Origin of the sequence: Achromobacter xylosoxidans, assembly GCF_002192695.1 — a bacterium.
GTDB lineage: Bacteria > Pseudomonadota > Gammaproteobacteria > Burkholderiales > Burkholderiaceae_B > Achromobacter > Achromobacter xylosoxidans_C.
In genome coordinates this window covers 112,367-138,698 of the sequence record NZ_MTLG01000052.1, presented here as the reverse complement: position 1 = coordinate 138,698, position 26,332 = coordinate 112,367, and the positions used below count along the sequence as shown (strand labels likewise).

The window sequence follows — 26,332 nt, the reverse complement described above, 5'->3', positions numbered from 1 at the left end:
CGCCGGGCAGGCCCGAACCGTAGCGGGCGCCCACTTCTTTCAACCCTCCACGCGCTTCGACGCCACCACGCCGATCCATGACCCGCATTGCCCGCACTCCCCTCGCTTCCTTCCCCCCAGCGCCGGCGGCAGAACCGCCCTGGACCGCACGCTCGCGCGGCTTGATCCTGGACTTGGACGGGACGTTGATACGGGGGCATGAAGTGATACCGGGCGCCAGCGAACTGCTGACCCGTTGGGCGGGACGCTGCGTCATCGTGTCCAACAATTCCACCGACACGGCGGCGGGCCTGGCGCCGCGTTTACAGGCGATGGGCCTGCCGGTGCAAGCCGAAACGCTGGTCCTCGCCGGCGAGCAGGCGGTGCGTCATATCGCCCGGCAGCACCCGCGCGCTGCGGTGCTGCTCTGTGCCTCGGACGCGCTGCGCACCCTGGCCGCCAGCCTGGGGCTGGCGCTGGTGGCGCGCGATGCGGACATCGTGCTGTTGGCGCGCGATCTGTCCTTCGGCTACAGCACGCTGCAGACCCTCGCAACCGAGTTGGCGCGGGGCGCGGCATTGATGGTCAGCAATGGCGACCTCACCCATCCTGGTCCGCAAGGCGCCATCGTTCCCGAGACAGGCGCGCTCTTGCAGTCGGTGCTGGCCTGCGCGCCCGATGCACGGCCGTACATACTCGGCAAGCCGGGAGCCATGCTGCTGGAGGAAGGATTGCGCCGGCTGGGCCTGGCGCCGGCGGACACCACCGTCATCGGCGACAACGTGCGCACCGATGCGCTGGGCGCAGTGCGCCTGGGCATCGCTTATCTGCTGGTCGGCAATGCGCCCTACGCGGATGCGCCGGACGTGGCGGGCCTGCTGGATAGCGCATGCCCGCGCCGGCACGCGCTGCCGGCGGGCATCGAAGGCGATCAGTAGCGCTTGTTCGACAGCACGTCGAAGGTGCTGCGCAGCGTGGAGACGGCCTTGTCGTAATCGGACAGGGCCAGGCAGGCGATGAGGGTGTCGATGATGGCGAGCTGCGCCAGCCGGCTGGTCATGGCCTCGGTGCGGAAACGGGTCTCGCGCGACATGGTGTGCAGCACCACGTCCGCGTGTTCCTGGATCGGCGACTTGCCGAAATTGGTGATGCAGATCGTGCGCGCGCCGGCTTCCTTGGCCAGCCGCGTCGCCAGCACGGTTTCGTGCGTGCTGCCCGAGTGCGAAATGGTCAGCACGGCGACGTCCGGCCCGGTCAGCGACGCGCTGATGGCCTGCACGTGGGAATCGGTCACTGCCGTGGCATGCAGCCCGATGCGCAGCATGCGGTAGTGCGCATCGTGCGCGATGACGGCCGAGCTGCCGATGCCATAGATTTCCACGCGGCGGGCGCCGCGGATCAGCTCCACGGCAGCCGACAGCGCGGCCACGTCCAGCACCGATTCGGTATCCTGCAGCGTCTGGATATTGCTGTGGAAGATCTTGCTGACGACCTGCTCGGGCGTGTCCTGGGCGGCCAGGTCTTCGTGGATGTACTGCACCGGCTGCACGATCTGCTGCGCCAGCGCGATCTTCAGTTGCTGAAATCCCGTGGCGCCCAGCAGCTTGCAAAAGCCCACCACGCTGCCTTCGCTGCACTGGGTGCGTTCGGCCACTTCGCTGACCGACATGTGCACCACCTCGGCCGGATTGCGTATGACGAACTCGCCGATGCGCTGCGAGGCCGCCCCCATCGACGGCAACAGGCTCTGGATGCGCGCCAGCATGGCCTGCGGCGAGCCCCGCTGCGGATCGGCGGCGGGTTGCGTGCGGGGAGAGCGTTTGGATGTGGCCATGGCGGAGATCGAGAAACGGAAACCGGATGCGCAGGCAACGATACCCTACCCGCTGCCGGCGCGGCGACGGCGCATGCTAACGGCCGCCGATGACAGGATATCCGGGCAGGCGCGCGCCGCCCATGAAAAAGGCCGGCATGTGCCGGCCTTTCCGTTTGCTATGCCTTACTTCGCCGGCGTCGCGGGCGTTTCGGCGGGCTTGTCGCCTGCGGCAGGCGCGGCCGGGGTGGCAGGCATGGCCGGGGCCGAGGGCACCGACGCGTCGGGCTTGGCCGGAGCGGCGGGCACGGAACCCGCGCCAGGAACCGAGGCCGCGCCGGGAACCGACGAGCCGGCGGGAGCGGGCGCCGCGCCCGGCACTTGCGGCACCGAACGGTCGGCCGGGAAGCTTTGCATCACGCCCGAATCAACGGCCGGGCCGCTGTTGCCCTTGTGGCTGACATAGGCGAGGCCAGCAGTGGACGCAAAGAAGACCACGGCGGCCCACTTGGTTGCGCGCGACAGGAAGTTCGCCGCGCCGGTGGCGCCGAACAGGCTGCCGGCCGAGCCGCTGCCAAAGGCGGACCCCATGTCGGCGCCTTTGCCCTGCTGAAGCAGGACCAGGACGATGATAGCCAGCGCCGAGATCACTTGGACGGCCAGCAGGATTTTGAGCATCAAGGGCATTACAGACTCCGGAACGGAAACTTAGATAGCGGCGATTCGCAAAAATTCTTCGGCCACGAGCGACGCGCCGCCGACCAAGGCCCCGTCGATATCAGTCATGGCGAACAAACTGGCGGCATTGGCAGCTTTGACGCTGCCGCCGTACAACACTTGCACTTGCGCCGCGCCCAGCGCGCGCAGGGCGGCGCGGATGGCGCCGTGGACTTCCTGCGCCTGCTCGGGGCTGGCGGTGCGGCCGGTGCCGATGGCCCAGACGGGTTCATAGGCCAGGACCATGCGCGAAACCGCCTCGGCGCCCAGCGCCAGAACGGGCTTCAACTGGCGTTCGATCACGGTCAGCGTGTTGCCGGCTTCGCGGTCGGCCAGGGACTCGCCCACGCACACGACCGGGGTCAGGCCGGCGGCCAGCGCGGCCTGGGCCTTGGCGGCGACGACTTCGTCGGTCTCGCCGTGCAGCACGCGGCGCTCGGAGTGGCCGGCCAGGGCCCAGCGGCAGCCGAATTCCTTCAGCATGGCGCCGGAGACTTCGCCGGTGTAGGCGCCCTTTTCGTGGGCGCTGACGTCTTGCGCCCCCCAGGACACGCTGCTGCCGGTCAGGGCCGACGCCGCTTGCGCGAGGTACGGGAACGGCACACAGATGCCGATTTCGCAGTGGCTCGCAGCATCCGCGGCGCGCAGCTCGGTCAGCAACGCGGCGTTCTCGGCCAGGTTGCCGTGCATCTTCCAGTTGCCCAGCACGAGGCGGGCGCGGTTTTCGACTGAAGTCATGGCGAGGTATCTGTATCGGTTGGACTGGGGCGAGCCAAGGGCTGCGTAGCAACCGCCCACGGGCCTGCCTGGAAAAAATTCCAGGCGAAACCCGTGATTGTATCCTGTTGCGGGACGCTACGCCGAGCGCCCCCCATTTCTTACACGGTCAGGATGATTTTGCCGATGTTTTCACCGCTTTCCATCATGGCATGGGCGCGCGAAGCCTCGGCCAGCGGGAAGGTGGCGTGCACGATGGGCTTGATGGCCCCTTTTTCCAGCAGGGGCCAGGCCTGTTCGCGCAGGGCGCGGGCGATGGCGCCTTTGAAAGCGACCGGGCGGGGACGCAAGGTCGAGCCGGTGATGGTCAGGCGGCGGCGCATGACCTGGGCCGTATCCACATTGGCGTGCGACCCGCCCAGTTGGGCGATGATGACGATGCGGCCGTCATCGGCCAGGCACTGCATGTCGCGGCCGATGTAGTCGCCCGCCACCATGTCCAGGATCACGTCCACGCCGCGTCCGCCGGTGGCGTCCAGCACTTCCTTCACGAAATCCTGGGTCTTGTAGTTGATGCCGCGCTCGGCGCCCAGCGCTTCCACGGCGCGGGCCCGGTCGTCGCTGCCGACGGTGGCATAGACCTTGTGGCCCATGGCGCGGGCCAACTGGATGGCCGTGGTGCCGATGCCGCTGGCGCCGCCGTGCACCAGCAGCGCCTCGCCTTCGGACAGGCGGCCGCGGTCGAACACGTTGCTCCAGACCGTGAAATAGGTTTCCGGCAGGCCGGCGGCCTCGATGTCGGACAAGCCCTTGGGGATGGGCAGGCATTGCGCCGCGGGCGCGACGCAATACTCGGCGTAGCCGCCGCCCGCCACCAGGGCGCAGACCTTGTCGCCCAGGGCGAAACCGCTGCCGGCCAGGTCGCCGCCGACGATCTCGCCGGCCACTTCCAGGCCCGGCAGATCCGAGGCGCCGCGCGGCGGCGCGTAGTTGCCCTTGCGCTGGAACACGTCGGGGCGGTTGACGCCTGCGGCGCTCACTTTGATCAGGACTTCACCGGCGCCGGTTTCCGGCGTGGGGCGCTCCACGGGGACCAGGACCTCGGGGCCACCAGGGCGAGAGATTTCTACGGCGTGCATCGCGTGCCTCCTTTGCAGCAAATGGATTATTATTGCGCCCTTTACGGCGTATCGTGTTCCCGCCTGGCAGATTGCTTGCCTGGTGGCCGGAACGCCGGACGATACCGCAGTACCAGGAAGCGTGGCAGAGTGGTCGATTGCACCGGTCTTGAAAACCGGCAACGGGCAACCGTTCGTGAGTTCGAATCTCACCGCTTCCGCCAAGACACCCGATGCCAGTTGGCATCGCCGCCCGCAAGGCGGCAGGGTCCTACAGGCTGCCGTACGAATGCAGCCCCGACAGGAACATGTTCACCCCCAGAAAGGCGAAGCTCGTCACCACCAGCCCGGCGAGCGCCCAATAGGCCGCCACCTCGCCCCGCAGCCCCTTGAGCAGCCGCATGTGCAGCCAGGCGGCATAGTTCAGCCATACGATCAGCGCCCAGGTCTCCTTGGGATCCCATTGCCAGTACGCGCCCCAGGCGTCGGCCGCCCACAGCGCGCCCAATACCGTGGCCACGGTGAAGAAGGCAAAGCCCAGCGCGATGGTCCGGTACATGATGTCCTCCAGCACCTCCAGGGACGGCAGCCGGCGGGCAATGGGCCGGCGCAGCGCCAGCACCGCGCCCACAAGCATGGCGCCCGCGCCGAAATACAGCATCCACACAGGCGACAGCCGCCGCGAGCCGAAGATCATCGGCTCGGCGCATAGCAGCGCGCCCAGCAGGAAAACCGGAATCAGGCGCTTGCCCGCGGCGCTCTGCCCGTGCAGCTTGACCAGGTAGGCGAAGCCCACCGCGCCCGCCAGCGAGAACGTGCCATAGCCCACGAAATTGGCCGGCACGTGCAGCTTCATCCACCAGCTCTGCAGCGCGGGGACCAGCGGCTGGATCTGATGGGCGCCGCGCGTGAGCGAATACCAGGACAGGAACACGACCATCGAGGCGACCACCAGCATGACGAAGCCGCCCAGCGCCCGCGTACCGTAGCGGGCCTCGTAGTAGAGGTAGAACAGCGCCGTGACTAGCGCGAAGAAAACAAACACTTCGTACAGGTTGCTGACCGGAATGTGTCCGACATCCGGCCCCAGCAAATGCCCTTCGCGCCAGCGCACCAGCAAGCCGGTCAGCCCCGCCCATACCCCGCCCCAGGTCAGGACCGTGCCCAACCAGGCGATCGCGGGCCGGGCCAGTCCGGCCCAGTAGCAGAGCGTACCCAGCACGAACAGGCAGCTCATCCAGAGTATGGCCGACTGCGACGACAGCAGATACTTGAGCAGGAAGACGCTTTCGGCGCGCCCCAGGTCGCCCGGCAGCAGCTCTGCCCCGCCCGCATACAGCCACACCGCCAGCAGCGCGCTGGCGCCGCTGGCCAGGGCCAGAGTCCGCAAGGGGCGCCACAACCATCCCAGCCAGGCCAGGGCCGGCACGGCGCCGACCAGCATCGCTTGCTCGTAGCCGTTCAGGAACTGGCCGAACTCCGCCAGCGCATAGGCGCAGCCGGCAAGGCAGATCAGCAGGAACGCGGCATCGGTCCGGTTCAAGCGCCTGACGGTCCGGGCGGCGGCATTCGGAACCTCCGGCACGGACCGGCGGGAAGTCAGCGGGACGGACCTGGTGGCGGTAAGCGGCATCGCGGCATCTCCATGCGTGACCGTCCGTCCCAGGTTGTCCATAGGCCGAACGAATCGAATATTGTCATAGGACAAATTCATTCTAAAAACGACACGGCAACGCTGCATAGCGACGCGGCAGGTCCCCGCGCTGCGCCGCCATCCCTACCGGAAACGCCGCAACCGTGTTAAACGCCCGCGCAGCGCGCTTCGTCCAGAGACAGGCGGGGCGCCGCCCGCTCCGGACAGGATTCCTGCAATTGCCTGCAGGCCGCGTGCACGCGCGCCATGGCCTGAGCGATTTCGCCGGTTTCCAGGCCGGCGTAGCCGAACAGCAGATGCCGGGACTCGGCGCCCTCGGCCGCGCTGGCGGCGGCCTGGGCCAGCGGATACAGCCTGACGCCCTGCGCCAGCGCGGCAGCGGCGACTGCGTCGGCGCCGGGGCTGTCCGCCGGCAGTTCGAAGGCCAGGTGCATCCCTGAATTTTGCCCGCTGACCCGGCCGCGTCCGCCCCAGACATTGCGGATGCCGCGCAGCAGTTCGTCGCGCTGCGCCTGGTAGCGCCGCCGCAAGGTTTGCAGATGGCGCGCGAAACAGTTCTCGTCGAAGTAGCGCGCCAGCACCGCCTGCGTCAGCCATGGGCTGCCGTTGTTGAGCAGCGCCTTGCGCTCAGCGAAATCGTCGACCAGCGCAGGCGGACAAACCATGTATCCCAGCCTCAGGCCGGGTCCCAGCGTCTTGGAGAACGTACCCAGGTACACGACCTGCCGCGGACTCATCGCGGCCAGCGGCAAGGGCAGCACGGATTCATAGCAAAAGTCGCCGTCGTAGTCGTCCTCGATGATCAGCGCGCCGCTGCGGGCCGCCCATTCAAGCAAGTGCCGCCGCCGGGACAGGGACATGGCGTGGCCCAGCGGGTACTGGTGCGACGGCGTCACATAGGCCAGCCTGGCCGGTCCTTCCGGCAACAGGTCGGTGCGCAGTCCCTGAGCGTCCACCGGGATTGGCGCCTCCTGCGCGCCATGCCGCCGCACCAGATTCCTGAACCCCGCATAGCAGGGCGACTCGAATATCGCCCTGCCATGGCGGTCCAGGAAATGCGAGGCGATCAGGCTCAAAGCCTCCTGGCTGCCGGCCGTGATCAGCACCTGTTCCGGCTCGACCTTCAGCGCCTTGGCCGCCGACAGGTAATCGGCAATCTGCACGCGCAAACCCCATAGGCCGGCCGGCGGCGCATATTCGGCCATGGCACAGCCCGCATGCCGCAGCAGCTGGTTCGACAGCGTAATGAACTGACGCAGCGGAAAGGCATGGACCGAGGGACGGCCGACCTTGAAGTCATAGCGCAGGGGCATCGGCGGCGACTGGCCGCAGACGCCGCTGGAAAGGGCCAGGCTGACGGCGTCTGCATAGACCGGTGGACGGTCCTGGACGAAATCGGGACAACGCGCATTGATGACCAGGCTGCGGTTCAACGTCACGAAATAGCCGCGGCTGGGCTTGCTCTGGATCAGGCTGGAATCGATCAGCAGTTCATACGCGCCCAGCACGGTGTTCTTCGATACCTGCAGCAGCGATGACATGCGGTTGATCGCCGGCAGCCTGTCCCCTTCCTGCAGCCGTCCGGCGCGTATCAGCGCCTCGATCTGGTCGGCGATCTGCTGCTTGTAGGGTTTTGCATCCTGGCGGGATAGGGAAAGCGGGAGTGAAAACATGGCGGACAACCACAGGACAAAGATGGCGCCGGCCTTTCGAAGCGGCGCGGGCCGGCCGCGCTCCGTTTGCTATCACGGTAGTGCTTTGGCCACAGCCCCACTTTGTCCTATGTCAAAAAACTGATTGGACCGTAACCATCGCGCAGGCGTGAGCCGTGCCTTATGGGCCCGACGCCGCGATGACACAGTGCATGTGCCGCAGTTCGGCAAAAAACCTTACGGAGAGATCGACATGCACACCAAGCTATTGAGCGCGGCCTTGCTGTTCGTCTCGGCCGGCGCCGCCTGGAGTGCGCCGACCGAGGAGTACCTCAAGGCGAATCAGCTGTTCCAGCAGAACTGCGCCGTCTGTCATGGCGCCGACCGCGGCGGCTACATCGCGCCGGGCCTGACCAGCGACCGCCTGGTCCAGAGCGAGGCGGCGTTGCGCGGCACCATCATGACCGGCATCCCCGACACGCTGATGCCGCCCTTCGTGGGACGCCTGTCCGACGAGGAGATCCGTGCGCTGGCCCGCCTCATCAAAACGCAGGCGGCGGACGATCCCAAATGGGGGCTGGACCAGATCCGCGCCAGCGTGCAGGTGGTGGTCGATGAAGCCACCCTGCCCGCCAAGCCGACCTACGCCATCGACACCGTATACGACCTGATGGTGGTCATGGCGCGCGGACGCTATGGGCGCGGCGATGCAGGCAACAATGCGCGCACCGTGTTCCTGGACGGCAAGACCAACAAGGTGGTCGGCGAGATCGCCACGCCGGTAGCGCCGCACATCATGGATTTCAGCCCCGTGGCGGAACGCTGGGCCTGGCTCAAGAGCGACGACGGCATGGTCTACAAGATCGACCTGTACTCGCTGCAGATCGTGCGCAAGGCCAAGGTCGGCCTGACGGGTCCCGGCATCGCCCTGTCCAACGACGGCAAGTGGCTGGCCATCAGTTCGTTCGTGCCCAAGAGCGTCGCCATCCTGAAGGCCGACACGCTGGAACCGGTCAAGTACATGGACCTGGAGGGCGAGGATCCCGACGGCAAGTTCGTCAAATCAGCCGGCGGGCCCGTCATCGGCAGCCGGATCAACAACAAGTTCGCGCTGACGTTGCGCCAGGCGGGCCAGATCTGGATCATCGACCCCGACAAGCCCGACATGCCCGTGACCAAGCTGACCAAGGTCGGCCGCATGCTGCATGACACCTTCCTCACGCCCGACGGGCGCTATTCCATGGTCGCGTCCTATGACGACAACAAGATCGTCGCGATCGACTTCAAGGACGACAAGGTGGTGCGCGACATCCCCGCCGGCTGCCAGCCTCACGTCGGCTCGGGCGCGGTGACCGAAGTCAACGGACGCTTCCTGGCCTTCGGCACCAACATCGGCACCTGCGACAAGGGCTCCGTGGTCACGGTGTGGGACACCAAGGACTTTTCCATGGTCAAGCAGATCCCGGTGGCCGGAGCCACCGAATCGCCCGCCGCCCATCCGAACGCGCCATACGTGGCGGTGGACATCGTCGACAAGGACAAACGCGCGGCCTGGATCCAGCTGATCGACAAGAACACGCTGGAAGTGGCCAAGACCCTGGACGTGGGCGGACATGCCTTCTTCCCGGACTATAACCGCACCGGCAATTACCTCTATGTCAGCTCGGGCTACTGGGGCGACCGCGTCAAGATCTACGACAGCAAGACCCTGGAGCTGGTGGCGGAACACAAGATGGAAAGCCCCTCGGGCATCTTCTCCCGCGCCCGCACCCGCTGGCTGACCATCGGCCTGTCCGAAACGCGCAAATTCTGAGCTGAGGAACCGACACATGAAAACGCCATTCCGCATACTCGCAGCGCTGCTGCTGTCCCAGGCCGCCGTGCACGCGCTGGCCGCCGACGGGCAACCCGCCCTGGTCGCCGGCGGCAATCCCGACACGCTCTCGCCCCACGTCTCCGCCATGCTGCCGCTATGCGCGTCCTGCCATGGCGCGGACGGCATCAGCGCCGTCGGCCTGTACCCCAATCTTGCGGGGCAGAAGACCGAGTACCTGGTGAAACAGCTCAATGCCTTCAAGACCCGGGAACGCAATGACCCGGTCATGAGTTCCATGGCCGAGCCCTTGAGCCCCGAAGCCATCCAGGAGCTGGCCCAGTACTTCTCCAGCCGCAAGTAAGGGAGCAGACCGCGATGACTACGCCATCCGCGATGCTCTTCCCGGTGTACTTCAACCTGGCCGGCCGGCGGGTGGTCGTGGTGGGCGGCGGGGCCGTGGCCGAACGCAAGATCAGGCTGCTGCTCAGGGCCGGCGCCGCCATTGCCGTGGCGGCGCCGGCCCTGACGTCCTGGCTGCACGCAGCCGCTGACCAGGACCAGTTCCAGCATATGCCGGAGGCCTTCTCGCCAGCCTGCCTGGACGGCGCCTGGTTGGCGGTGGCCGCGACCGATCACGGCGGCACGAACCAGGCGGTTGCCGCGGCGGCGCTTGCGCGGCGCATCCCCTGCAACGTGGTCGACGATCCCGTTCTTTCGACGATACAAGTGCCCGCCATCCTGGACCGCTCCCCGCTGGTGGTGGCGATATCGTCAGGAGGCTGCGCCCCGGTGCTGGCGCGGCGCATCCGCGAACGCCTCGAAGCCTTGCTCGACGAAAGCACCGGAGATCTGGCCCGGCTTGCGGCGCGCTACCGCAACCGCATCGTCGCGCGCTTCCGCAACCTGGACCAACGCCGCGACTTCTACGACTGGATGCTGGACGGTCCGCTGCCCTCGTTGCTGGCAGCGGGAGACGGCAGGCAGGCCGGTCTGGCCCTGGAAGCCGCGATGCAGGCCGATACCCTGCCCCGCACAGGCAGCGCGACGATACTGGCGGCCGCCGACGGCCCCGCCGACCTGTTGACCCTGCGCGCCTTGCGCCTGCTGAACCAGGCCGACCTGGTTGCGCACGTGCCGGCGGTCAATCCGGCCATCCTGGACAAGGCGCGGCGGGACGCGACGAGGATCGAGCTGAAAGGTCCGGGCCTGCAGCCCGATGCAACCGTAGCCACGGGCGCGGGACTGGACTGGCTGGCCCGTCAGGTGCAGGCGGGCCAACGCGCCGTCCTGCTGCTGGGAACCGCGCAGGACCCGAAGCTGCTGGCGCGACGAATGCTGGCTTGCGGCGTGGCATGCAGCGTGCTGTAGCCATCCGGCCCCAGGCCAGCGCCGCGATCAGGAACTTGCGTTCCCGGCTTCCTCACCGCCCGCCAGCGCAGCCGCGAGATAAGCCTGGCCCCGCTCGCTGAAGGACAGCGCAGCTGCCGCCAGCCTGCCGGCTTCGTCCATCTTGTTCCAGGTCTTCTGCAGCACCGCGACGACCTTGTCCGGATAACGCTCGCAGAATTCCTCGTACTGATGCTCCAGGAACACCAGGCACAGCGCGTTCTCCATACATTGCACGTCGGCATCGCGCTTGATGCCCTGCTTGCGCACGATCTTCAGCACCGCCTGTATGGTTTGCGCGTCATGGCCTGCGCTGGCAAGCAGCCTTGCGGCGACGTCCGCGTGGTGCTCCTTGAGCGTATTGCGCCATTGCAGATAGCCCGCCCTGCCGGCCGGACAGGCTTCGCGCGGAATTTCCCAGCGGCCGATGTGCTGGCAGCGAGCGGCCAGGCGCAAGGCAGCGCCGGCCTGCGGGGCCAGCTTCGCCACCCAGGCGTGGAGGAATTGGGCGTGCAGCCATTCGCGCGGCTGCATCGCGCCATCCCAGGCGACCAGATTGGGATCGCGCCGGTTGTATTCATCGAACAGCTGCCAGGCGCGCTGCAGCGGTGCGTCTTCTGCATTCACCAGGTTGGGCGGGAATTCCATTCACACTCCTGTCTCGTCTTCGGTCAGATAACAGCCGGGATCCTCGGCCCAGAGGTCGCCCGACTGCTTCTGCGCACGGATGCGGGTGTTGCCGTTGCAGATGTCCAGGTAGGCGCAGCCGGCGCAGCGCCCCTTGACGGGCCGCGGCCTCAGCCGCAGCAGCTTGAGCAAGGGTTCGGCGGGATCCGACCAGATTGCTGAGAAGGGCCGCAGGCGCACGTTTCCCAGAGTGTAGTGCCACCACATGGTGTCGGCGTGGACATTGCCCCGGTTGTCGATGTTGGCGACGTTCATGCCGCTGGCGTTGCCGCCCCACAGGCGCAGCCTGGCCTGGATATGCGGCGCGCTCTGCGGAAAGCGGCGACGCACCCAGTGCAGGAAGAACACGCCGTCGGCATCGTTGTTGCCGGACGTGAACTCGCGGGGTCTGCCGGCCGCGGCATGTTCCAGACAGGTTTCGAAGATCCGCTCCATGGCCGCGCGCGTCATGCGGTGATGGCTGTCCTCGCCCCGATTGCGGCCGCCGCGGCCTGCGTAGTTCAGGTGTGAAAAGTAGAAGCGGTCGACACGCTCGGCGTCCAGCAAGGCCAGCAGCCCGGGCAGATCGTCGGCGTTGCCCTGGGTCATGGTGTAGCGGATGCCGACCTTCAGGCCGCGGTCCCGGCACAGCCGGATGCCTGCCAGCGAGGCATCGAAGGCGCCCGCCTCGCCCCGGAAGCGGTCGTGCGTCGCGCCCAGGCCGTCCAGCGAAATGCCCACATAGTCGAAGCCGCAACCGGCGATAGACTCAATGTTGCGCCGGTCTATCAGGGTGCCATTGGACGACAGGCCGACGTAAAAGCCCATGGCCTTGGCCCGGCGCGCAATATCGAAAATGTCCGGCCGCAACAGCGGTTCGCCGCCAGACAGGATCAGCGCCCTCACACCGTAGGCATGCAGATCGTCCATGACCGCGCAGACCTCGGCGTAGTCCAATTCGCCGGCGAAGTCCTTGTCGACCGAAGCGGAGTAGCAATGCCGGCAATGCAGGTTGCAGCGCCGGATCAGGTTCCAGATCACCACGGGTCCGGCCGGCCCCCGGCGAGGCGCAAGCGGCGTGGGGCGCAGCAGTTCGGAGACGAAGGCGGAGATGCGGAACATGCGGAATTCCTCGCTATGCGGCCGGCCCCTGGCCTTCTTTCAGGCGCAGGCCGGTCTTTTTCAGGATGGCCGAGGAAAACAGCACGTCGTGCGCGCGCAGGGCTTCCGGAAAGCGCGCGCGCAAGGCCTCGGCGACTTCATCGATGCGCGCCAGCACCGCCGCGCGGTCGGCGCCGTGCAGCATGGCGTAGAGGTTGTAGCGCCACAGCGGCGGATGCCGGGGACGCTGGTAGCAATGGCTCACGTCCGCGCGCTGGCCCAGCCAGGCTCCCACGGCGTCGATCTGGCCGTCGTCCACATCCCAGACCGTCATGCCGTTGGCCACGAATCCCAGCGCGTAGTGATTGGGTACCACGCCGATGCGCCGTATCACGCCGCGCGCGAGCATGTCGCGCAAATGCGCCATCACCGCGGCTTCGGTGACGCCCAGCCGTTCGGCCACGGCCCGGTACGGATCCCGCCGGATAGGCAGCCCAGCCTGCGTGGCGTGGACCAGGGACAGCTCGAACGGAGTCAGGCCGGCTGCGTCCATCTCAGACCTCCAGCTTCATTTCAAGGAAGTACTCGCGCTCCTTCGGAAACGCCAGCACGGGCAGGCCCGTCTCCTGTTCAATGGCGCGCAAACAAACAGCCACATCGGCGGGATCAGCCGCCGCCAACACGAACCACATGTTCAGCGCATGCTCGCGGCGGTAGTTGTGCGCCACCTCGATCCGGCGGTTGACCAGGGCCACGACCCGCTCCCATTGCGCCTGCGGCACGGCCATCGCCGCCAGGCAGTACGCGCCGCCGGCGCGCTCGATCTGGAACAACGGGCCGAAACGGCTCAATGCGCCGCACTCGCGCAAGCGGGCCACGCGCGCGATCACGGCGTCTTCGTCCAGCCCCAGCGCTTGAGCGACGTCCGCGAACGGACGCGGGCTGATGGGAAAGCCGCCCTGCAGGCGGTTGATCAGCTTGCGGTCGGCAGCGTCCAGCGCCAGCGGCACGCTCGCGGCAATGTTCTTGGGCCTAAGCATGCGCCGCCTCTTCAGGCACGAACCTCGCGCCGCGCTGCTTGAAGCATCTGGTCGAAAACAGCACGGCATGCGGCCAGGCATCCAGTCCGAGCCGGCGGGCGATGGCATCGCGCAGCGCTCGCACCGCTTCCCGCTCCTTGCCGTGGATCATGCAGAAGAGGTTATAGGGCCACTGCGGCAAGCGCCGCGAGCGCCGGTAGCAGAGCGTGACGCCGGACTCTGCGCCCAGCCGCTCCCCCAGCGCATCCACCCGCGCGTCGTCCACGTTCCAGACGCACATCGCATTGGCGCGAAAACCCAGCTGGCGATGCCTGAGCACCACGCCGAAGCGGCGGAACAGGCCTGCGCGCTGCCAGCGCTCCAGCAGGCGCAGCGTCTCGTCCTCATCCAGCCTCGCAAGAAGCCCCAACCGGCGATAGGGCTGCGCGCAAAGGTCCAAGCCATCCTGCACGGCGTGGAGCAAGACCTCTTGCGCGCTGCCGGCCGGCGGCAACACGGCTGGACCGCTGCGCCGCTGCGGCGCAGCGCAGCGTTGCGGCGAGCTCAGGCTGAAACCCAGGTCGATGTGGTACTCGGCCTCCATGGGCAAGGCCAGCGGCTCGCAGCCGGTGTCTTGCCCGATCCGCGCCAACAAGCGCGCCAACCCGACAGGCGTGCGGCAGGCGGTCACGAACCACAGGTTCAGCGCATGCTCGCGCTCGTAGTTGTGATTGACCTGCGGCAGACTGCTGACGTAGGCGGCGACCTGATCCACTTGGCCGGCCGGCACCTGCATGCCGACCAGCGCGCTGGCGAAACAGGACTGGTGCAGCACCGGGCCAATCCGGCTCACCACGCCCGCTCGCTGCCACAGGCGAAAGCGCGCCAGCACCGCATCTTCATCCAGGCCGACGCGCTCCGCCAGCAAGGCGTAGGGGCGCGAGACCAGCGGGAAGTCGCGCTGCCAGCCATCGAGCAGACGCAAATCGGAAGCGGACAGCTCAGAATCCAATGCGGCCGCTCCTGTTGGTGAAGAAAATGCCGCTGGGCTTGGGAATGTCCAGCGTGGCGCCGCGTTGCAGCGTCCGGGTGTCGTACACCACCACCCGGTCATCGTCGCGCGCCGACAGCCATACCGCTTCTCCGCGCGGCGTGAACTCCATGTGCAGCACGCCGCGGCCGGGCGCCAGCGTCCGGACCACGGCCAGGGTTTCCGTGTCGATGACCTGCACCTGGCCGTTGTCGGGCACCGCGAAATTGACCCAGACACGGCGGCCATCGGGCTGCGCCATGACGAACACCGGCTGGCCCAGCGTGGCGATGCGGCCGGTTTCCTGCCAGGTGGCGGTATCCACCACCAGCACCTCGTGCCTGCCGATGGCGGGCAGGAACAGCCGGCCGCCCGCCGCGCTCCAGCCTCGCAGGTGCGGCATCTTGTAGACCGGCAGCGCTTCCTCGCCCCGCCCATAGCCCTGCAGGATCTTGCGCACGCCGGCCTCCGGATGCCAGAGGTCCATCATGGCCAGCGCATCCTCGCCAAACAGCCCGGCGATGTAATAGCGGCCGTCGGGGGTGACGAGCGCATCGTAGGGTTGACGGCCGGCCTCATAGCGTTGCGTGGCCGGGCGGGCAGGGTCCGACAGATCGGTGATCCAGATTTCGCCCGCGTCGAACAGCGCGTAGGCGAACTTCTGTCCGGGCAGGTCCGCCAAGCCGACCACCTTGGAACGCTTGCCCGGCGCATACTCGGCCGGCACTTCGCTGATCTGGCGCAAGGTCTGGGCATCGAATACCTTGATGCCGCCGGGCGTGTAGTTCTGCACCACGACCAGCCGCCCGTCCTGCGAAATGGCGCCGCCGATTGCATTGCCGGACTGGATGATGCGGCGGTCCACCCGCCCCCGCAGCAGATCCACCTTGCTCAGCCCGCCGTCACGGCCGAAGACGTAGCCGTAGCGGCCATCGCGAGAATAGGCGATGTGCGCATGGGAAAGATCGCCCAGTCCTTCGACCCTCGCCAAGCGGGTCTGCCCGCTGGTTTCGACGATGGAGACGGCGCCGTCGGCGCGCTCGATCACCATGCCCAGGTCGTTGGTGCCGCGCGGGTCGGTGGCGGCGGCGCAGCCGGCCAGCGCTATGGCGGCCAGGACAAGCAGGAGACGCAGTTTCATGAACGTTCTATTCCTCTGGAAAGCCCTTGAGCAGACGCGCAGCGATCCAGGTGGCTTCGTCGGGCGCAAGCATGCCGCGCCACCCGGGCATGGCGGTCCCCGGCAAGCCGCGCAGAATCGCCTGTTCGAGATAGGCCGGCGGCTTGCCGGCAAGCGCTTGCGGCGTCAGCGCCGGCCCCAGGCCGCCGTTCAGGCGCAACCCATGACAGGAGCCGCAGTCCTGCCGTACCAGGTGGATGAGCCGCTGTTGATCGACGGGATCGATGTCCGGCGCCGCCTGCGCCCGGGCCGCCGCCGCTCCCAGCCCCATGCAACAGGCCAGCGCCAGGCATGTCAGGCCGCGACCGGGGTGCATGGCTCGGCCGCGTCACGCAGCAGCAGCTGTCCCGCCGCGGCGGCGGACCAGGCGCGCTGCGCCAGACGCACCACGTCGCCGACCACCAGCAGCGTGGGCGACTTGAAGCCGGCCACCAACTGCGGAATCTGGCGCAAGGGGGCCACCGTCCAGTCCTGGCCTTCGGTGGTGCCGGAATGAACCAGCGCGGCCGGCGTGTCGCCACCGCGCCCGTGCCGCTGCAAGGCCGCGACAATCTCGGTGGCGTTGGCCACAGCCATGTAGAACACCAGGGTACAGGTGGGGTCGGCCAGCGAACTCCAGTCCAGTTCGAGGCCAGCATCGTCCCGCAGATGGCCCGTGATGAAACGCACGCTGGCCGCCACGCCCCGATGCGTCAAAGGGATGCCCAGCGCAGCCGCACAGCCGTTGGCGGCGCTGATGCCGGGCACGACCTCGACCGGCACGCCATGCCGCGACAGGAACAGCAGCTCCTCGCCGCCACGGCCGAAAATGAACGGATCGCCGCCCTTCAAGCGCACGACGCGGGCGCAGGATCCCGCCAGTTCCAACAGCAACTGATGGATGTCTTCCTGCCGGTGGCGGCAGTCGCCTGCCATTTTGCCTACGTCATGGAATTGTGCGGCGGGATTGATGAGGGGCAGGATGCCGGCGCCCACCAGCCTGTCGCAGACCACGGCATCGGCCTGCTGCAACAGCCGCAAGGCGCGCACCGTCAGCAACTCGGGATCGCCCGGACCGGCGCCAACCAGGTAAACCGTTCCGCTCACTACTCCCTCCCCTGCAGCCGCGCTGCGCAAAATAAGGCTTCAGGAGGAAGTGTAGGTAGCGGGATGCCGACGCAGTAGGTACGGTCCGTGCCGCGGCCATGGGTGCGCCGGCCTCGTCCCGCGCGTTTTCCTCGCGGTTCGCCGAGAATCGCCACAAGGCGTAGTATGAGGACAGCCGCTGTTCACGCTCCTAGGGCCGCGCGCAGTCGCGCCGCCCTCCACACCCTCAGGAGGTTGTCATGTACAAGCACATACTCATCCCCATTGACGGATCCGAACGCTCCTATGCCGGCCTGGCGCAAGGACTAGGCCTGGCCAGCGCCCTGGGCGCCAGCGTCACGGTGCTGACGGTGTACAGCGCCTACCGCCCGACCTCCATGGAAACGGTGCACCTGGAAGGCGTGCACACGGAATATGAGCGCGAGGCCAAGGAGCTCGCCAAGTCGTACTTGTCGCAAGCGGCCGCCCAGGCCAGCGCCGCGGGCGTGCCCTGCGCCACCGAAATGCGCGAAAGCAACAACCCGGCGCAGACCATCATCGATATCGCCATGACGCAAGGCTGCGACCTGATCGCCATGGCCTCGCGCGGCCACGGCGGGCTGGCGGCCGTGCTGCTGGGCAGCCAGACGCAGAAGGTGATGGCGCATTCGACGCTGCCAGTAATCGTCTACCGCTAGAACCCGCGCCTTTGCCGAATTTGCGCTAGACCGCGGCGCGCGTCCCGTAGGTCTTCGGTATGCCGGCGGCGGCCACGCCGCTGCGCAGGCTTTCCTGCGGCAGCGCCTGGGCCAGCAAGGGCCGCGCCTGCAACAGCCGCGACAGATCCACGCCCGTGCGGTATCCCATGCTTTCCAGCATGAAGACCAGGTCTTCGGTGACGATGTTGCCCGACGCGCCAGGCGCGAAGGGACATCCCCCCAGGCCGCCCAGGCAAGAATCGAAAGCGCGGATGCCCTCGTCCAGCCCGGCCAACGCATTGGCCAGGCCCAGCCCCATCGTGTCGTGCAGATGCAGCTTGACCAGCCGCGCACCCACGGCGTCCTGCGCGGCGCGCACCGCGTCGCGCACCAGCGCCGGATGGGCATAGCCCACGGTGTCGGCCAGCGCGATCTCGTCGGCGCCTGCCAGCGCGGCGGAAGCGGCGACTTGCGCGACGCGACGCAGCGGCACCGCGCCTTCCAGCGAACAGCCGAAGGCGGTGGCGACGGCCGCGTCGATGCGCATGGGCCGCGGCTGCGCCCGCGCCCAATCGACGATGGCGGCCAGCACATCCACCTGCGCATCGGTGCCCTTGCCGACGTTGGCGCGGCTATGCGTATCGCTGACCGAAACGGGAAACGACAGCGCATGCGCGCCAGCCTCGTAGGCGGCGATGGCGCCCTTGAGGTTGCAGACCAGCGCAACGACGGTCAGCCCGTCGATCTTCAGGACTTCGGGCAGGATGTCGCCCGTATCCGCCATCTGCGGCACCAGCCGCGGCGAAACGAAGCTGCCGGCCTCGATCTCGCGCAAGCCGGCGTCCGCCAATTGCCGGATCCAGCGCAGCTTGTCGGCCGCGGACATCATGCCCTTGGCCATCTGCAGCCCGTCGCGGGGACCCACTTCGCAAAGCCTGACTTCCTGGTTCATGTGCCGTCCTGTCTGTTCTTGGCCAGCCTATTGCTGCACCACGATGCCCGCGCTTTCGATGGTCTGGCGCGCCTTGCCTATGTCCGACTGGATCAGCGCGGCGAACTGCTCGGTGGATACGGGATCGGTTTCCAGCCCCTGCGCCGCCAGCGCCTCCTGCACGTCCTTGCGCGCCAGCAGCTTGTTGAAGTCGCTGTTCAGGCGCGACACGACGGCGGACGGCGTCTTGGCCGGAGCCAGCACGCCGTAGTAGGTCACCACGCTGAAATCCTTGTAGCCCAGCTCCGCGACCGTGGGCACGTCCGGCAACGCCGGATTGCGCTTGGGCGAAGTGACCGCCAGCGCGCGCACCTTGCCGGACTTGATCAGCGTGGCCGCCGACGAGATCGATGAGCCCGCGAACTGCAGATGCCCGCCCATCAGGTCCGCCAGCGCCGGCGCCGAGCCCTTGTACGGCACGTGCTGCATCTTGAAGCCGGCCGCGTGCTGCAGCATTTCGATGGCGATGTGCACGCCGCCGCCCGTGCCCGAGGTGCCGTAGGAGATCTTGTTGGGATCTATCTTGGCGGCGTCGATCACTTCGGGCAGCGTCTTGTAGGGCGAACTCTCCGATACCAGCAGCACCATGGGCGTGGTGGCCACCAGCGCCACCGGGGCCAGGTCCTTGACCGGGTCGTACGATACCTTCATCAGCAAGGGAATCAGCGTGACGTTGTCGGACTGGCCGATCACCAGGTCGTAGCCCTGGGCGGGCGCGCGCGCCGCTTCGGCCAGGCCCAGCGCCGTGCCCGCGCCCGGCTTGTTTTCGGGGATCACGGACCAGCCGTTGAGTTCATGCAGCTTGGTGCTCATCAGGCGGCCGATGTAGTCGGTGCCTCCGCCCGGCGTGGACGGGATGATGATGCGGATGGGCTTGCTGGGATAGTCCTGGGCGTGTGCGGCACAGGCGGCGGCCAGCGCGGCCACCGCGAACAGTTTGCGGATCATCTTGTCTCCTCTTCGATGGAAGTCTTGGCGGTCTGCGCCGCCTCGACCGATATCGGGCGCTACCGCCCGCTCATGCAATGACGCCTGCGCCGCGCAGGGCCTCGATGCGCGCGGCATCCCAGCCCAGGCCCTGCAGGATGGCCTGCGTGTCGCCGCCCTGCCGCGGCGGATCGGAACGCTTGCCGGCCTTCAGGCCATCGAACTCGATCGGCAGCGCGGCGGCGGATATTTCCCCGCCGTCCGGCAGCCGGGTCTTGAGCAACGCGCCGCCGGCGTTCAGGTGCGCGTCGTCCAGCAAGTCGTGCGGCTGGCGTATCGGGCCATAGGACAGGCCAGCGGCTTCCAATGCCGCGCACAGCTCGTCGGTCTTCCAGGCCTTCAGGATCTCGCCCACGCCCGGCACCAGCCAGGGACGCGCGGCCTCGCGGTCGACGGCGGTGGCCAGGCGCGGATCGGCGGCCCACTCGGGCGGCAGGAATTTCTGGGCGAAGTTGCGCCATTGCGCATCGCCCACCACGGCGACGAACACCCTGCCGTCCGCGGTCTCGAACACGTCGTACACGCCCCAGGGCGGCCGACGCTCCGCGCCCATGGGCTTGGGCGCCGCGCCCGTCAACTGGTACTGCGCGATGAACTGCGCGACCAGCAGCAGATTGTTCTCGAACAGGCCGGAGCGCACATGCCTGCCGCGCCCCGTGGCGTGACGCTCGTGCAGCGCCGCCAGCGCGCCCACCACGCCGAAGGTGCCGCCCAGGATGTCGTTGACCGAGGCTGCGACCCGTTGCGGACTATCCGCGCCGCCGTTGATGTAGGCCAGCCCGCCCATCATCTGCACCACTTCGTCGAGCGCGGTGCGCTGCTTGTAGGGACCGGACAGAAAGCCCTTGAGCGACACGTAGATGAGCCCGGGGTTCTCGGCCGACAGCGACTCATAGTCCAGCCCGTACTGGGCCAGGCTGCCATCGCGGAAGTTCTCCACCACCATGTCAGCCTGCAAGGCCAGCTGGCGCACCACGGCCTGCCCCTCGCGCGCCTTCAGGTCGATCGCCAGGCTTTGCTTGTTGCGGTTGAAGACGGGGAAGTAGCCGCTGCCTGAGCCCTTCAGCCGCCGCGTGCGGTCGCCTTCGATGGGTTCCACCTTGATGACTTCGGCGCCCAGGTCGGCCAGCGCCAGGCCGGCCGCCGGTCCCATGATCATGTGGGACAGCTCCAACACCTTGATGCCGCGCAGCGGCAATTGGGTGTGGTCCATGAAGGGTGACGCCGGTGTTGCTGCCATCTGCATATCCTCGGGCCTGATGCGCTGGAAAACAGGCGGAGGCAAGATCGATGCATGCCGCCGCCCCTATGCCTCCATCATCGGCGGCAAGCCGGATCAGCGGGTAGCGCTCTTTCAGCACGGGGGCATTCTCGTTTGGGAACGTCCGGGAAAGCCCTGACCCCGCCGTTTCAGGCTGCGCCGGCCACGCCCAGGTGCGCCAGCAGCACGCGGGCGGCGGGCGGCAAGGCCTCCAGCCCCAGCACGGCGATGCACAGCGAGGTGCTGGACCAGGCTCCGGAGAGCGGAATGAAACGGATGTCCAGATTGGCATGGCGCGCCTTCAGGTACATGGGCACCACGGCCACCCCCATGCCGCGCGCCACCAGCATGCAGATGGTCTCGTGCGAGCTGACCCGCGCGCTGATGCGCCGCGCCACGCCCGCGTCCTGCGCCGCCTGCTCGAACACCGCGCTGATGCCGTTGTCGCGGTTCAGCTCGATCTGCTCGAAAGGCAGCAGCTGCGCGTAGTCCAGCGTGTCGCGGTCGGCCAGCAAATGCTGGCCCGGCACCACCGCCGCCAGATCGCAGCGGCCGCAAGTGAACACCTGCAAGCCGTCGTGGCCGAAGTCGGAACCCACGGCCACATCGGCCTGGCCGTCCAGCACCGCGCGGAACACCTCCTGGGTCGTGCCTTCTTCCAGGGAGATATCGATCTGGGGATAGGCGCGGCGGAAAGACTGGATCTGCGCCGGCAGTTCGCCGGACAGCGCCGCCACGCTGACCGCCAGCCGGATGCTGCCGCGCACGCCGGTCGCGTAGCCCGCCATCTCGCGGCGCATGCGGTCCATGCTCTGCAGCACCATGCGCACATGCGTGGCCAGGGCATTGCCCGCCGGCGTGGCCTGCACGCCCTTGACCCCGCGTTCCAGCAGCGGCACCCCGAAGGCGTCCTCCATTTCCGACATGCGTTTGCTGACGGCGGAAGGGACGATGTTCTCGCGGGCGGCGGCGCGCGCCAGGCTGCCCTCCTCCAGCGCCGCGAGGAACAGGCGCAGGGAAACGGGATCGATATCGCGGGGATGCGGTGAAAGGGGCTGGACGGGCTTCATGGCGGGAAGTGTCGTGCTTAGTGGCAGCGTCCTGGGATCGGGGTTTTCCCGGTAACATCCGCACTCCCCACGCTCTTGCGGCATTTCCAGGCCGCCACCGCCGCCCATGCAATGCCCCCGCTGCAACTGGCAGAATCCGGCCTCCAACACCCTGTGCTTCAGCTGCAATGCGCCGCTGGCCGCCGCCACAGCGGCCGCGCCTGCCGCGAAGGCTGCGAAAACCGCCAAGGCCGCCCCGGCCCGCGCCGGCAATGCCCCGGTCTTCCCCGGCATCTGGCCGCGGCTTGGCGCCACCGCGATCGACGCCGCCGTGATGGTCGCGGCCATGATCGGATTCAGCACCGCCGCCAATCTGACCTACGAATCCCTGGCCGGCGCTGCGCGCCCCGTCCTGCTGGCCATGGCCGCCGGTTTCATCGGCCTGATGCTGCCGGCCCTGATGGACGCCTGGGCCGGCGGATCCCCAGGCAAGCGGGTGCTGAAGCTGCGCGTCGTGAACCGCAATGGCGATCACCCTGGCGTCCTGCGCGCCAGTTGGCGGCACCTGATGAAGTACGTGCTGAACATCGCGCTGCCCGGCATCTTCTACCGCATCCAGCGGACCATCTTCGGCGAACGCGCCATGCACAACTGGATGTCCGGCACCTACGTGGTGTCCAGCCAGGCGGACCCGCGCGCCATCCGGCCCGCCATCGCCAAGACCCGCTCCATCACGGGCGCGGGCAAGTTCATCTTCATCGTGCTTGGCGTGCTGTTGCTGGTCGCGGGCGGCATGATCATCGGCGCCATCGTCATGGAACCCAAGCAGGAAGACAATCCCCTGCGCGCCGAGGTGATCCGCCTGGACCTGGTGTCGCAACCCGTGCGCATGCTGGCCGAAAACCACTACCGGCGCACCGGGGCCTACGCCCCGGACATGGCGGCGCTCGGCGTCACCCAGGAATCGTTGAACAGCAGCGGCTTCAGCGCGCTGAGCCTGAATCCGGTCAACGGCGTGCTGCGCTTCACCATCGCGGGCGAACCCGGCGCCGCGGACGCGCCCGCGCTTGGCGGCAAGCATCTCGTCTATCTGCCCGAACTGCGTTCGGAAAAGAAAGGCGGCGGCATCCGCCGCTGGCAGTGCGGCAGCGACGATATCCCGCGCGCCGACCGCCCCTACAGCTGCCGCCACGAAGCCGGCGCCTCGGCTCCCTAGCCCCTCCATAGGGGTGCTGCGCGCCTAGGTGGCGCGCTCCCACTCATAGCCATTCAGCAAGGCCAGCAAGCCGCGCCTGGCCGCGGCCACCGCCTCATCGCGCAAGGCGTCGGCGCGCCAGCCCATTTCGATGGCGTATCCCGGCATGGCGACCGGGCAAGGCAGCATGCGCAGGCCGGAGGCCGCGGCCAGGCCGCGCGCCGCATGCGCGGGCAAGGTCGACAAGGCATCGCTGCCCGGCAGCAGAAACGCCAGCGCCGAAAAATGCGTGGTCGATGCCTGCACCCGGCGCGTCAGTCCCAGCCCATGCAGCACTTCGTCCACCACGCCGATGAAGCCCCCGGACGACACCAGGATATGCTCGCGGCGGATGAATTCCTCCAGCGACAGCGAGGTCTGGCCCGGTTCCAGACTGGCGGGATCCAGCAGGCAGGCATAGCCGCCCTGCCCGACCGTCACGCGCTGCAAGGCCTGCGTGGTCAATCCGCCCGAGGCGATCACCAGATCGGCCTCGCGCGCCATCAGCATGTCAGCCGCCAGCCGGCTATGGGTCTGCCGGAAAATGATGCGCAGGCCCGGCGCGCTGTCCGCCAGCGCGCGGATCGCATCCCGCCCCAATGCGATCTCGAAATCGTCCGACAGCCCCAGCGTCACCGAGCGGCCAGCGAAGCCCGCCGCGCCCGGCCGCGCCAGCGACAGGCTCTGGCGGCACTTGTCCAGCGCCTCGCCGATGACGGGCCGCAGTTCGCGCGCCCGCAGGCTGGGCGACAGCCCCCTGCCCGTGCGCGTGAACAGCGGATCGCCATACAGCGCGCGCAGCCGGCCCAGCGCCGCGCTGACGGCCGACTGCGTCACGCCCAGGCGCAGCGCCGCACGCCCCGCTCCGCCCTCGTCGTAGATGGCCTCGAAGACCTTGAGCAGGTTCAGGTCGGCCGACTCGATATCAATCTGGTTCATATCATTTATCTCTGACCAGGATTGATTGATTTTAGAGCGCACCGGAAACTGCAGCCTGTTGCCACGCCCCCAAGACCCGCCATGACCACGAAAACCGTTGCCGCACTGCAGATCGGCTCCTCCCCCGAAGGCAAAGCCCGCACCCTGGAAAACATCCTCGCCTACGAAAGCGAGATCGCCGCGTCCGGCGCCTCGCTCGTGGTCATGCCCGAAGCGCTGCTGGGCGGCTATCCCAAGGGCGAGATCTTCGGCACCCGCCTGGGCTACCGCCTGCCCGAAGGCCGCGAGGCCTACGCCCGCTATTACGAAAACGCCATCGACGTGCCCGGCCCCGAAACCGAGGCGCTGGCCGCCCTGTCGCAGCGCACCGGCGCCAGCCTGGTGGTGGGCGTGATCGAACGCGGCGGCAACACGCTGTATTGCACCGCCCTGTTCTTCGAACCCGCGACCGGCCTGGCCGCCAAGCACCGCAAGCTCATGCCCACCGGCACCGAGCGCCTGATCTGGGGCCAGGGCGACGGCTCGACCCTGCCGGTCGTCGACACCGGGGCCGGCCGCATCGGCGGCGCCATCTGCTGGGAAAACCACATGCCGCTGCTACGCACCGCGATGTACGCCAAGGGCGTGGAAATCTGGTGCGCGCCCACGGTGGACGAGCGCGACATCTGGCAGTGTTCGATGCGCCACATCGCCCACGAAGGCCGCTGCTTCGTGGTCAGCGCCTGCCAGGTGCAGCCCTCGCCCGCCGAACTGGGCCAGGACGTGCCGGGCTGGGACGCCAACCGACCGCTGATCAACGGCGGCTCGGTCATCGTCGGCCCGCTGGGCGACGTGCTGGCGGGCCCGCTGCGCGGCAAGGCCGGCCTGCTGACCGCCCAGGTCGACACGGCGGAACTGGTGCGCGCCCGCTACGACTTCGACGTGGTGGGCCACTACTCGCGCCCCGACGTCTTTTCCTTGACCGTGGACGAACGCCCGCGCCCCGCCGTGCGTTTCGTCTCCTGAATGTCCCGTCCACCAGGAGCCCGCAATCTGGGCCCCTGGCGCCGGGATGGTATAGTCTCGCCCGCTGCCGGCCCTTCCAGGGCCATGCAACGCCCGAGTGGTGAAATTGGTAGACACAAGGGACTTGAACTAATTTGAGCCCTTTGGGGGAAACTCCAAAGGTGTAGCCCGTCAAACTCGGCGAATGCCCTGGACCCGTTCCGAGCCAACGCCGAGCCAAGCCCAGGTCGCATGGCCGGGGAAGGTGTAGAGAGCAGACGGCGGGCACCTAAGGCCGCAAGGCTATGGTGAAGGCGTGCTCCAGACCACGAACAGCGCATCCGCGCTGGCGGCGAAAGCCGAAGTGGTAAGAAAATCCCTCGGCCTCGCGGCCGTACCGGTTCGATTCCGGTCTCGGGCACCACCCTGCCACAGGCCAGGCGTCCCTCCTTCGTCGCAAACCGGCGAAACGCCTGCCTCGTCAGTCAAACTGAAGCGCGCAAAATTCCCCCCGCCGTTCTAATCTAGTCCGGTAACCAGGGAGCGCGCCATGATCACCCTCTACTCCTATCCCGGGCTCTATGGGCTGGAAGACAACAATCCGTACGGCCTGAAGATCTACGCCTTCCTGAAGCTGTGCCGGCTGCCCTTCGACCATCGGCACACGCTCGACGTGCAGTCCGCCCCGCGCGGCCAGCTGCCCTATATTGCCGACGGCGATCTGCGCATCGGCGACAGCGACGCCATCATCGCGCACCTGAAGCGCCAGTACGAACTGACCGTCGACGATTCCCTCACGCCCGAGCAGCAGCGGCAGGACCTGCTGGTGCGCCGCGCGCTGGACGATCTGTACTGGGTCATGTCCTATTCGCGCTGGCGCGACGACCGCTATTGGCCAACGTTCCGCAAAGCGCTGCTGGACACCCATCCGGATGTCACGCCCGAGCAGCTGGAAGCCGCCCGCCAATACAACTTCCAGCGCTACCACTACCAAGGCATAGGCCGCTATGCGCCCGAGGACGCCTATGCCCGCGGCATCGCCGACCTGGAGGCCATCTCCAGCCTGCTGGGCGAGGACGGCTTCATGTTCGGCCCCAATCCGGGCAGCGTGGACGCGGGGATCTACGGCTTTCTCGCCAATATCTATTTCTACGCCATCGACACGCCGCTCAAGCAATGCCTGGTGGCGCGGCGCAATCTGGTGAGCCACTGCAACGCCGTGCGCGCCGAATTGGGCTAGGACCTGCCGCCGCTCCTGCACACGGCCACCGGCCCC

At 67.8% G+C, this 26,332-nt stretch carries 28 protein-coding genes and 1 tRNA gene; 10 read left to right on the top strand and 19 right to left on the bottom strand.

From position 1 onward, the window contains the following. Positions 1–77: 77 nt before the first annotated feature. Positions 78–917, top strand: coding sequence for an HAD-IIA family hydrolase (locus BRO63_RS05645; RefSeq protein ID WP_088138789.1), 840 nt, complete (start codon positions 78–80; stop codon positions 915–917). Here BRO63_RS05645 and BRO63_RS05640 read toward each other — a convergent pair. From BRO63_RS05640 to BRO63_RS05625, 4 genes are all read right to left on the bottom strand, one after another. Then, positions 911–1,813: a MurR/RpiR family transcriptional regulator gene (locus tag BRO63_RS05640; protein ID WP_254241921.1), complete on the bottom strand. Its 903-nt coding sequence runs from the start codon at positions 1,811–1,813 to the stop codon at positions 911–913. The genes BRO63_RS05645 and BRO63_RS05640 overlap by 7 nt on opposite strands. 165 nt (positions 1,814–1,978) lie before the next feature. After that, positions 1,979–2,479 (bottom strand): preprotein translocase subunit SecG, encoded by a 501-nt coding sequence (secG, locus tag BRO63_RS05635; protein ID WP_088138788.1) that lies wholly within the window; start codon positions 2,477–2,479, stop codon positions 1,979–1,981. 21 nt (positions 2,480–2,500) lie between these two features. Further along, a complete protein-coding gene (gene tpiA / locus BRO63_RS05630) occupies positions 2,501–3,247 on the bottom strand; it encodes a triose-phosphate isomerase (RefSeq protein ID WP_088138787.1) in 747 nt (248 codons plus the stop codon). 140 nt (positions 3,248–3,387) lie between these two features. Beyond that, the gene (locus tag BRO63_RS05625; RefSeq protein WP_088138786.1) at positions 3,388–4,365 is read right to left on the bottom strand and encodes an NAD(P)H-quinone oxidoreductase; all 978 of its coding nucleotides are present in this window, start codon (positions 4,363–4,365) and stop codon (positions 3,388–3,390) included. 115 nt (positions 4,366–4,480) lie between these two features. Between BRO63_RS05625 and BRO63_RS05620 the strand changes: the two genes are divergently transcribed. Beyond that, positions 4,481–4,568: transfer RNA gene (locus BRO63_RS05620), tRNA-Ser, on the top strand. A gap of 47 nt (positions 4,569–4,615) precedes the next feature. Here the strand turns inward: BRO63_RS05620 and ccsB are convergent. Then, positions 4,616–5,977, bottom strand: coding sequence for a c-type cytochrome biogenesis protein CcsB (gene ccsB, locus BRO63_RS05615; protein WP_088138956.1), 1,362 nt, complete (start codon positions 5,975–5,977; stop codon positions 4,616–4,618). A 167-nt stretch (positions 5,978–6,144) separates the two neighbouring features. Further along, a complete protein-coding gene (gene pdxR, locus BRO63_RS05610; protein WP_088138785.1) occupies positions 6,145–7,671 on the bottom strand; it encodes a MocR-like pyridoxine biosynthesis transcription factor PdxR in 1,527 nt (508 codons plus the stop codon). A gap of 232 nt (positions 7,672–7,903) precedes the next feature. Here pdxR and BRO63_RS05605 point away from each other — a divergent pair, with 232 nt between their 5' ends. Genes BRO63_RS05605 through BRO63_RS05595 form a run of 3 tightly spaced genes read left to right on the top strand, consistent with a single transcriptional unit; the run spans position 7,904 to position 10,834 of the window. Further along, positions 7,904–9,463, top strand: coding sequence for a nitrite reductase (locus tag BRO63_RS05605; protein ID WP_088138784.1), 1,560 nt, complete (start codon positions 7,904–7,906; stop codon positions 9,461–9,463). Positions 9,464–9,479: 16 nt separating this feature from the next. Continuing rightward, entirely contained in the window at positions 9,480–9,827 is a 348-nt protein-coding gene (locus tag BRO63_RS05600; RefSeq protein WP_088138783.1) for a c-type cytochrome, read from the top strand. A gap of 14 nt (positions 9,828–9,841) precedes the next feature. Next, positions 9,842–10,834 carry a precorrin-2 dehydrogenase/sirohydrochlorin ferrochelatase family protein gene (locus BRO63_RS05595; RefSeq protein ID WP_218824085.1) on the top strand — a complete coding sequence of 331 codons (993 nt, stop codon included), beginning with the start codon at positions 9,842–9,844 and terminating at the stop codon, positions 10,832–10,834. Between the two features lie 27 nt (positions 10,835–10,861). On the opposite strand, the gene BRO63_RS05590 is transcribed toward BRO63_RS05595, so the two are convergent. Genes BRO63_RS05590 through cobA form a run of 8 tightly spaced genes read right to left on the bottom strand, consistent with a single transcriptional unit; the run spans position 10,862 to position 16,934 of the window. Next, a complete protein-coding gene (locus BRO63_RS05590; protein ID WP_088138781.1) occupies positions 10,862–11,500 on the bottom strand; it encodes a DUF4202 domain-containing protein in 639 nt (212 codons plus the stop codon). Further along, positions 11,501–12,640 carry a heme d1 biosynthesis radical SAM protein NirJ gene (nirJ, locus tag BRO63_RS05585; RefSeq protein ID WP_088138780.1) on the bottom strand — a complete coding sequence of 380 codons (1,140 nt, stop codon included), beginning with the start codon at positions 12,638–12,640 and terminating at the stop codon, positions 11,501–11,503. 13 nt (positions 12,641–12,653) lie between these two features. Continuing rightward, positions 12,654–13,172 carry a siroheme decarboxylase subunit beta gene (ahbB, locus tag BRO63_RS05580; protein WP_088138779.1) on the bottom strand — a complete coding sequence of 173 codons (519 nt, stop codon included), beginning with the start codon at positions 13,170–13,172 and terminating at the stop codon, positions 12,654–12,656. A gap of 1 nt (position 13,173) precedes the next feature. After that, positions 13,174–13,659: an Lrp/AsnC family transcriptional regulator gene (locus BRO63_RS05575; protein WP_088138778.1), complete on the bottom strand. Its 486-nt coding sequence runs from the start codon at positions 13,657–13,659 to the stop codon at positions 13,174–13,176. Then, complete coding sequence (gene ahbB / locus BRO63_RS05570) at positions 13,652–14,650, bottom strand: siroheme decarboxylase subunit beta (protein ID WP_088138777.1); 999 nt, start codon at positions 14,648–14,650, stop codon at positions 13,652–13,654. Before ahbB (BRO63_RS05570) ends, BRO63_RS05575 begins: the two co-directional genes overlap by 8 nt. Continuing rightward, positions 14,640–15,809, bottom strand: a complete 1,170-nt coding sequence (locus tag BRO63_RS05565; RefSeq protein ID WP_088138776.1) for a cytochrome D1 domain-containing protein — start codon at positions 15,807–15,809, stop codon at positions 14,640–14,642. The genes ahbB (BRO63_RS05570) and BRO63_RS05565 overlap by 11 nt, the downstream gene beginning before the upstream one ends. A 7-nt stretch (positions 15,810–15,816) precedes the next feature. Continuing rightward, a complete protein-coding gene (locus tag BRO63_RS05560; protein WP_218824084.1) occupies positions 15,817–16,164 on the bottom strand; it encodes a c-type cytochrome in 348 nt (115 codons plus the stop codon). After that, entirely contained in the window at positions 16,143–16,934 is a 792-nt protein-coding gene (cobA, locus tag BRO63_RS05555; RefSeq protein ID WP_088138775.1) for a uroporphyrinogen-III C-methyltransferase, read from the bottom strand. The genes BRO63_RS05560 and cobA overlap by 22 nt, the downstream gene beginning before the upstream one ends. A gap of 239 nt (positions 16,935–17,173) precedes the next feature. On the opposite strand from cobA, the gene BRO63_RS05550 reads away from it, so the two are divergent. After that, on the top strand, positions 17,174–17,611 hold the full coding sequence (locus tag BRO63_RS05550; protein ID WP_088138774.1) for a universal stress protein: 438 nt from the start codon (positions 17,174–17,176) through the stop codon (positions 17,609–17,611). 25 nt (positions 17,612–17,636) lie between these two features. Here the strand turns inward: BRO63_RS05550 and BRO63_RS05545 are convergent, their stop codons facing one another. The 3 genes from BRO63_RS05545 to BRO63_RS05535 all read right to left on the bottom strand — a co-directional run bounded on the left by BRO63_RS05545 (position 17,637) and on the right by BRO63_RS05535 (position 20,802). Beyond that, positions 17,637–18,563: a hydroxymethylglutaryl-CoA lyase gene (locus BRO63_RS05545; RefSeq protein ID WP_088138773.1), complete on the bottom strand. Its 927-nt coding sequence runs from the start codon at positions 18,561–18,563 to the stop codon at positions 17,637–17,639. Between the two features lie 27 nt (positions 18,564–18,590). Continuing rightward, positions 18,591–19,550, bottom strand: coding sequence for a Bug family tripartite tricarboxylate transporter substrate binding protein (locus BRO63_RS05540; protein ID WP_088138772.1), 960 nt, complete (start codon positions 19,548–19,550; stop codon positions 18,591–18,593). 70 nt (positions 19,551–19,620) lie between these two features. Continuing rightward, a complete protein-coding gene (locus BRO63_RS05535; RefSeq protein ID WP_088138771.1) occupies positions 19,621–20,802 on the bottom strand; it encodes a CaiB/BaiF CoA transferase family protein in 1,182 nt (393 codons plus the stop codon). Between BRO63_RS05535 and BRO63_RS34140 the strand changes: the two genes are divergently transcribed. Continuing rightward, complete coding sequence (locus BRO63_RS34140; RefSeq protein ID WP_179215038.1) at positions 20,801–20,989, top strand: hypothetical protein; 189 nt, start codon at positions 20,801–20,803, stop codon at positions 20,987–20,989. The genes BRO63_RS05535 and BRO63_RS34140 overlap by 2 nt on opposite strands. Before the next feature lie 10 nt (positions 20,990–20,999). Here the strand turns inward: BRO63_RS34140 and BRO63_RS05530 are convergent, their stop codons facing one another. Then, positions 21,000–21,920, bottom strand: a complete 921-nt coding sequence (locus tag BRO63_RS05530; protein ID WP_088138770.1) for a LysR family transcriptional regulator — start codon at positions 21,918–21,920, stop codon at positions 21,000–21,002. Between the two features lie 106 nt (positions 21,921–22,026). Between BRO63_RS05530 and BRO63_RS05525 the strand changes: the two genes are divergently transcribed. Then, positions 22,027–23,115 (top strand): RDD family protein, encoded by a 1,089-nt coding sequence (locus BRO63_RS05525; RefSeq protein WP_088138769.1) that lies wholly within the window; start codon positions 22,027–22,029, stop codon positions 23,113–23,115. A gap of 24 nt (positions 23,116–23,139) precedes the next feature. Here BRO63_RS05525 and BRO63_RS05520 read toward each other — a convergent pair whose 3' ends face one another. Beyond that, entirely contained in the window at positions 23,140–24,072 is a 933-nt protein-coding gene (locus tag BRO63_RS05520) for a LysR substrate-binding domain-containing protein (RefSeq protein WP_088138768.1), read from the bottom strand. Positions 24,073–24,153: 81 nt separating this feature from the next. Between BRO63_RS05520 and BRO63_RS05515 the strand changes: the two genes are divergently transcribed. Together BRO63_RS05515 and BRO63_RS05510 are read left to right on the top strand one after the other, a co-directional pair. Further along, a complete protein-coding gene (locus tag BRO63_RS05515; RefSeq protein WP_088138767.1) occupies positions 24,154–25,077 on the top strand; it encodes a carbon-nitrogen hydrolase family protein in 924 nt (307 codons plus the stop codon). A 529-nt stretch (positions 25,078–25,606) separates the two neighbouring features. After that, the gene (locus BRO63_RS05510; protein ID WP_088138766.1) at positions 25,607–26,296 is read left to right on the top strand and encodes a glutathione S-transferase family protein; all 690 of its coding nucleotides are present in this window, start codon (positions 25,607–25,609) and stop codon (positions 26,294–26,296) included. The last annotated feature ends 36 nt before the right edge of the window (positions 26,297–26,332 follow it).

Excerpts from the sequence above, each read along its gene's own strand:
- BRO63_RS05645 (WP_088138789.1), top strand. The coding sequence starts at position 78 with ATGACCCGCATTGCCCGCACTCCCCTCGCTTCCTTCCCCCCAGCGCCG.
- BRO63_RS05640 (WP_254241921.1), bottom strand. The coding sequence starts at position 1,813 with ATGGCCACATCCAAACGCTCTCCCCGCACGCAACCCGCCGCCGATCCG.
- secG (WP_088138788.1), bottom strand. The coding sequence starts at position 2,479 with ATGCCCTTGATGCTCAAAATCCTGCTGGCCGTCCAAGTGATCTCGGCG.
- tpiA (WP_088138787.1), bottom strand. The coding sequence starts at position 3,247 with ATGACTTCAGTCGAAAACCGCGCCCGCCTCGTGCTGGGCAACTGGAAG.
- BRO63_RS05625 (WP_088138786.1), bottom strand. The coding sequence starts at position 4,365 with ATGCACGCCGTAGAAATCTCTCGCCCTGGTGGCCCCGAGGTCCTGGTC.
- ccsB (WP_088138956.1), bottom strand. The coding sequence starts at position 5,977 with ATGCCGCTTACCGCCACCAGGTCCGTCCCGCTGACTTCCCGCCGGTCC.
- pdxR (WP_088138785.1), bottom strand. The coding sequence starts at position 7,671 with ATGTTTTCACTCCCGCTTTCCCTATCCCGCCAGGATGCAAAACCCTAC.
- BRO63_RS05605 (WP_088138784.1), top strand. The coding sequence starts at position 7,904 with ATGCACACCAAGCTATTGAGCGCGGCCTTGCTGTTCGTCTCGGCCGGC.
- BRO63_RS05600 (WP_088138783.1), top strand. The coding sequence starts at position 9,480 with ATGAAAACGCCATTCCGCATACTCGCAGCGCTGCTGCTGTCCCAGGCC.
- BRO63_RS05595 (WP_218824085.1), top strand. The coding sequence starts at position 9,842 with ATGACTACGCCATCCGCGATGCTCTTCCCGGTGTACTTCAACCTGGCC.
- BRO63_RS05590 (WP_088138781.1), bottom strand. The coding sequence starts at position 11,500 with ATGGAATTCCCGCCCAACCTGGTGAATGCAGAAGACGCACCGCTGCAG.
- nirJ (WP_088138780.1), bottom strand. The coding sequence starts at position 12,640 with ATGTTCCGCATCTCCGCCTTCGTCTCCGAACTGCTGCGCCCCACGCCG.
- ahbB (WP_088138779.1), bottom strand. The coding sequence starts at position 13,172 with ATGGACGCAGCCGGCCTGACTCCGTTCGAGCTGTCCCTGGTCCACGCC.
- BRO63_RS05575 (WP_088138778.1), bottom strand. The coding sequence starts at position 13,659 with ATGCTTAGGCCCAAGAACATTGCCGCGAGCGTGCCGCTGGCGCTGGAC.
- BRO63_RS05565 (WP_088138776.1), bottom strand. The coding sequence starts at position 15,809 with ATGAAACTGCGTCTCCTGCTTGTCCTGGCCGCCATAGCGCTGGCCGGC.
- BRO63_RS05560 (WP_218824084.1), bottom strand. The coding sequence starts at position 16,164 with ATGCACCCCGGTCGCGGCCTGACATGCCTGGCGCTGGCCTGTTGCATG.
- BRO63_RS05550 (WP_088138774.1), top strand. The coding sequence starts at position 17,174 with ATGTACAAGCACATACTCATCCCCATTGACGGATCCGAACGCTCCTAT.
- BRO63_RS05545 (WP_088138773.1), bottom strand. The coding sequence starts at position 18,563 with ATGAACCAGGAAGTCAGGCTTTGCGAAGTGGGTCCCCGCGACGGGCTG.
- BRO63_RS05540 (WP_088138772.1), bottom strand. The coding sequence starts at position 19,550 with ATGATCCGCAAACTGTTCGCGGTGGCCGCGCTGGCCGCCGCCTGTGCC.
- BRO63_RS34140 (WP_179215038.1), top strand. The coding sequence starts at position 20,801 with ATGAAGGGTGACGCCGGTGTTGCTGCCATCTGCATATCCTCGGGCCTG.
- BRO63_RS05535 (WP_088138771.1), bottom strand. The coding sequence starts at position 20,802 with ATGGACCACACCCAATTGCCGCTGCGCGGCATCAAGGTGTTGGAGCTG.
- BRO63_RS05530 (WP_088138770.1), bottom strand. The coding sequence starts at position 21,920 with ATGAAGCCCGTCCAGCCCCTTTCACCGCATCCCCGCGATATCGATCCC.
- BRO63_RS05525 (WP_088138769.1), top strand. The coding sequence starts at position 22,027 with ATGCAATGCCCCCGCTGCAACTGGCAGAATCCGGCCTCCAACACCCTG.
- BRO63_RS05520 (WP_088138768.1), bottom strand. The coding sequence starts at position 24,072 with ATGAACCAGATTGATATCGAGTCGGCCGACCTGAACCTGCTCAAGGTC.
- BRO63_RS05515 (WP_088138767.1), top strand. The coding sequence starts at position 24,154 with ATGACCACGAAAACCGTTGCCGCACTGCAGATCGGCTCCTCCCCCGAA.
- BRO63_RS05510 (WP_088138766.1), top strand. The coding sequence starts at position 25,607 with ATGATCACCCTCTACTCCTATCCCGGGCTCTATGGGCTGGAAGACAAC.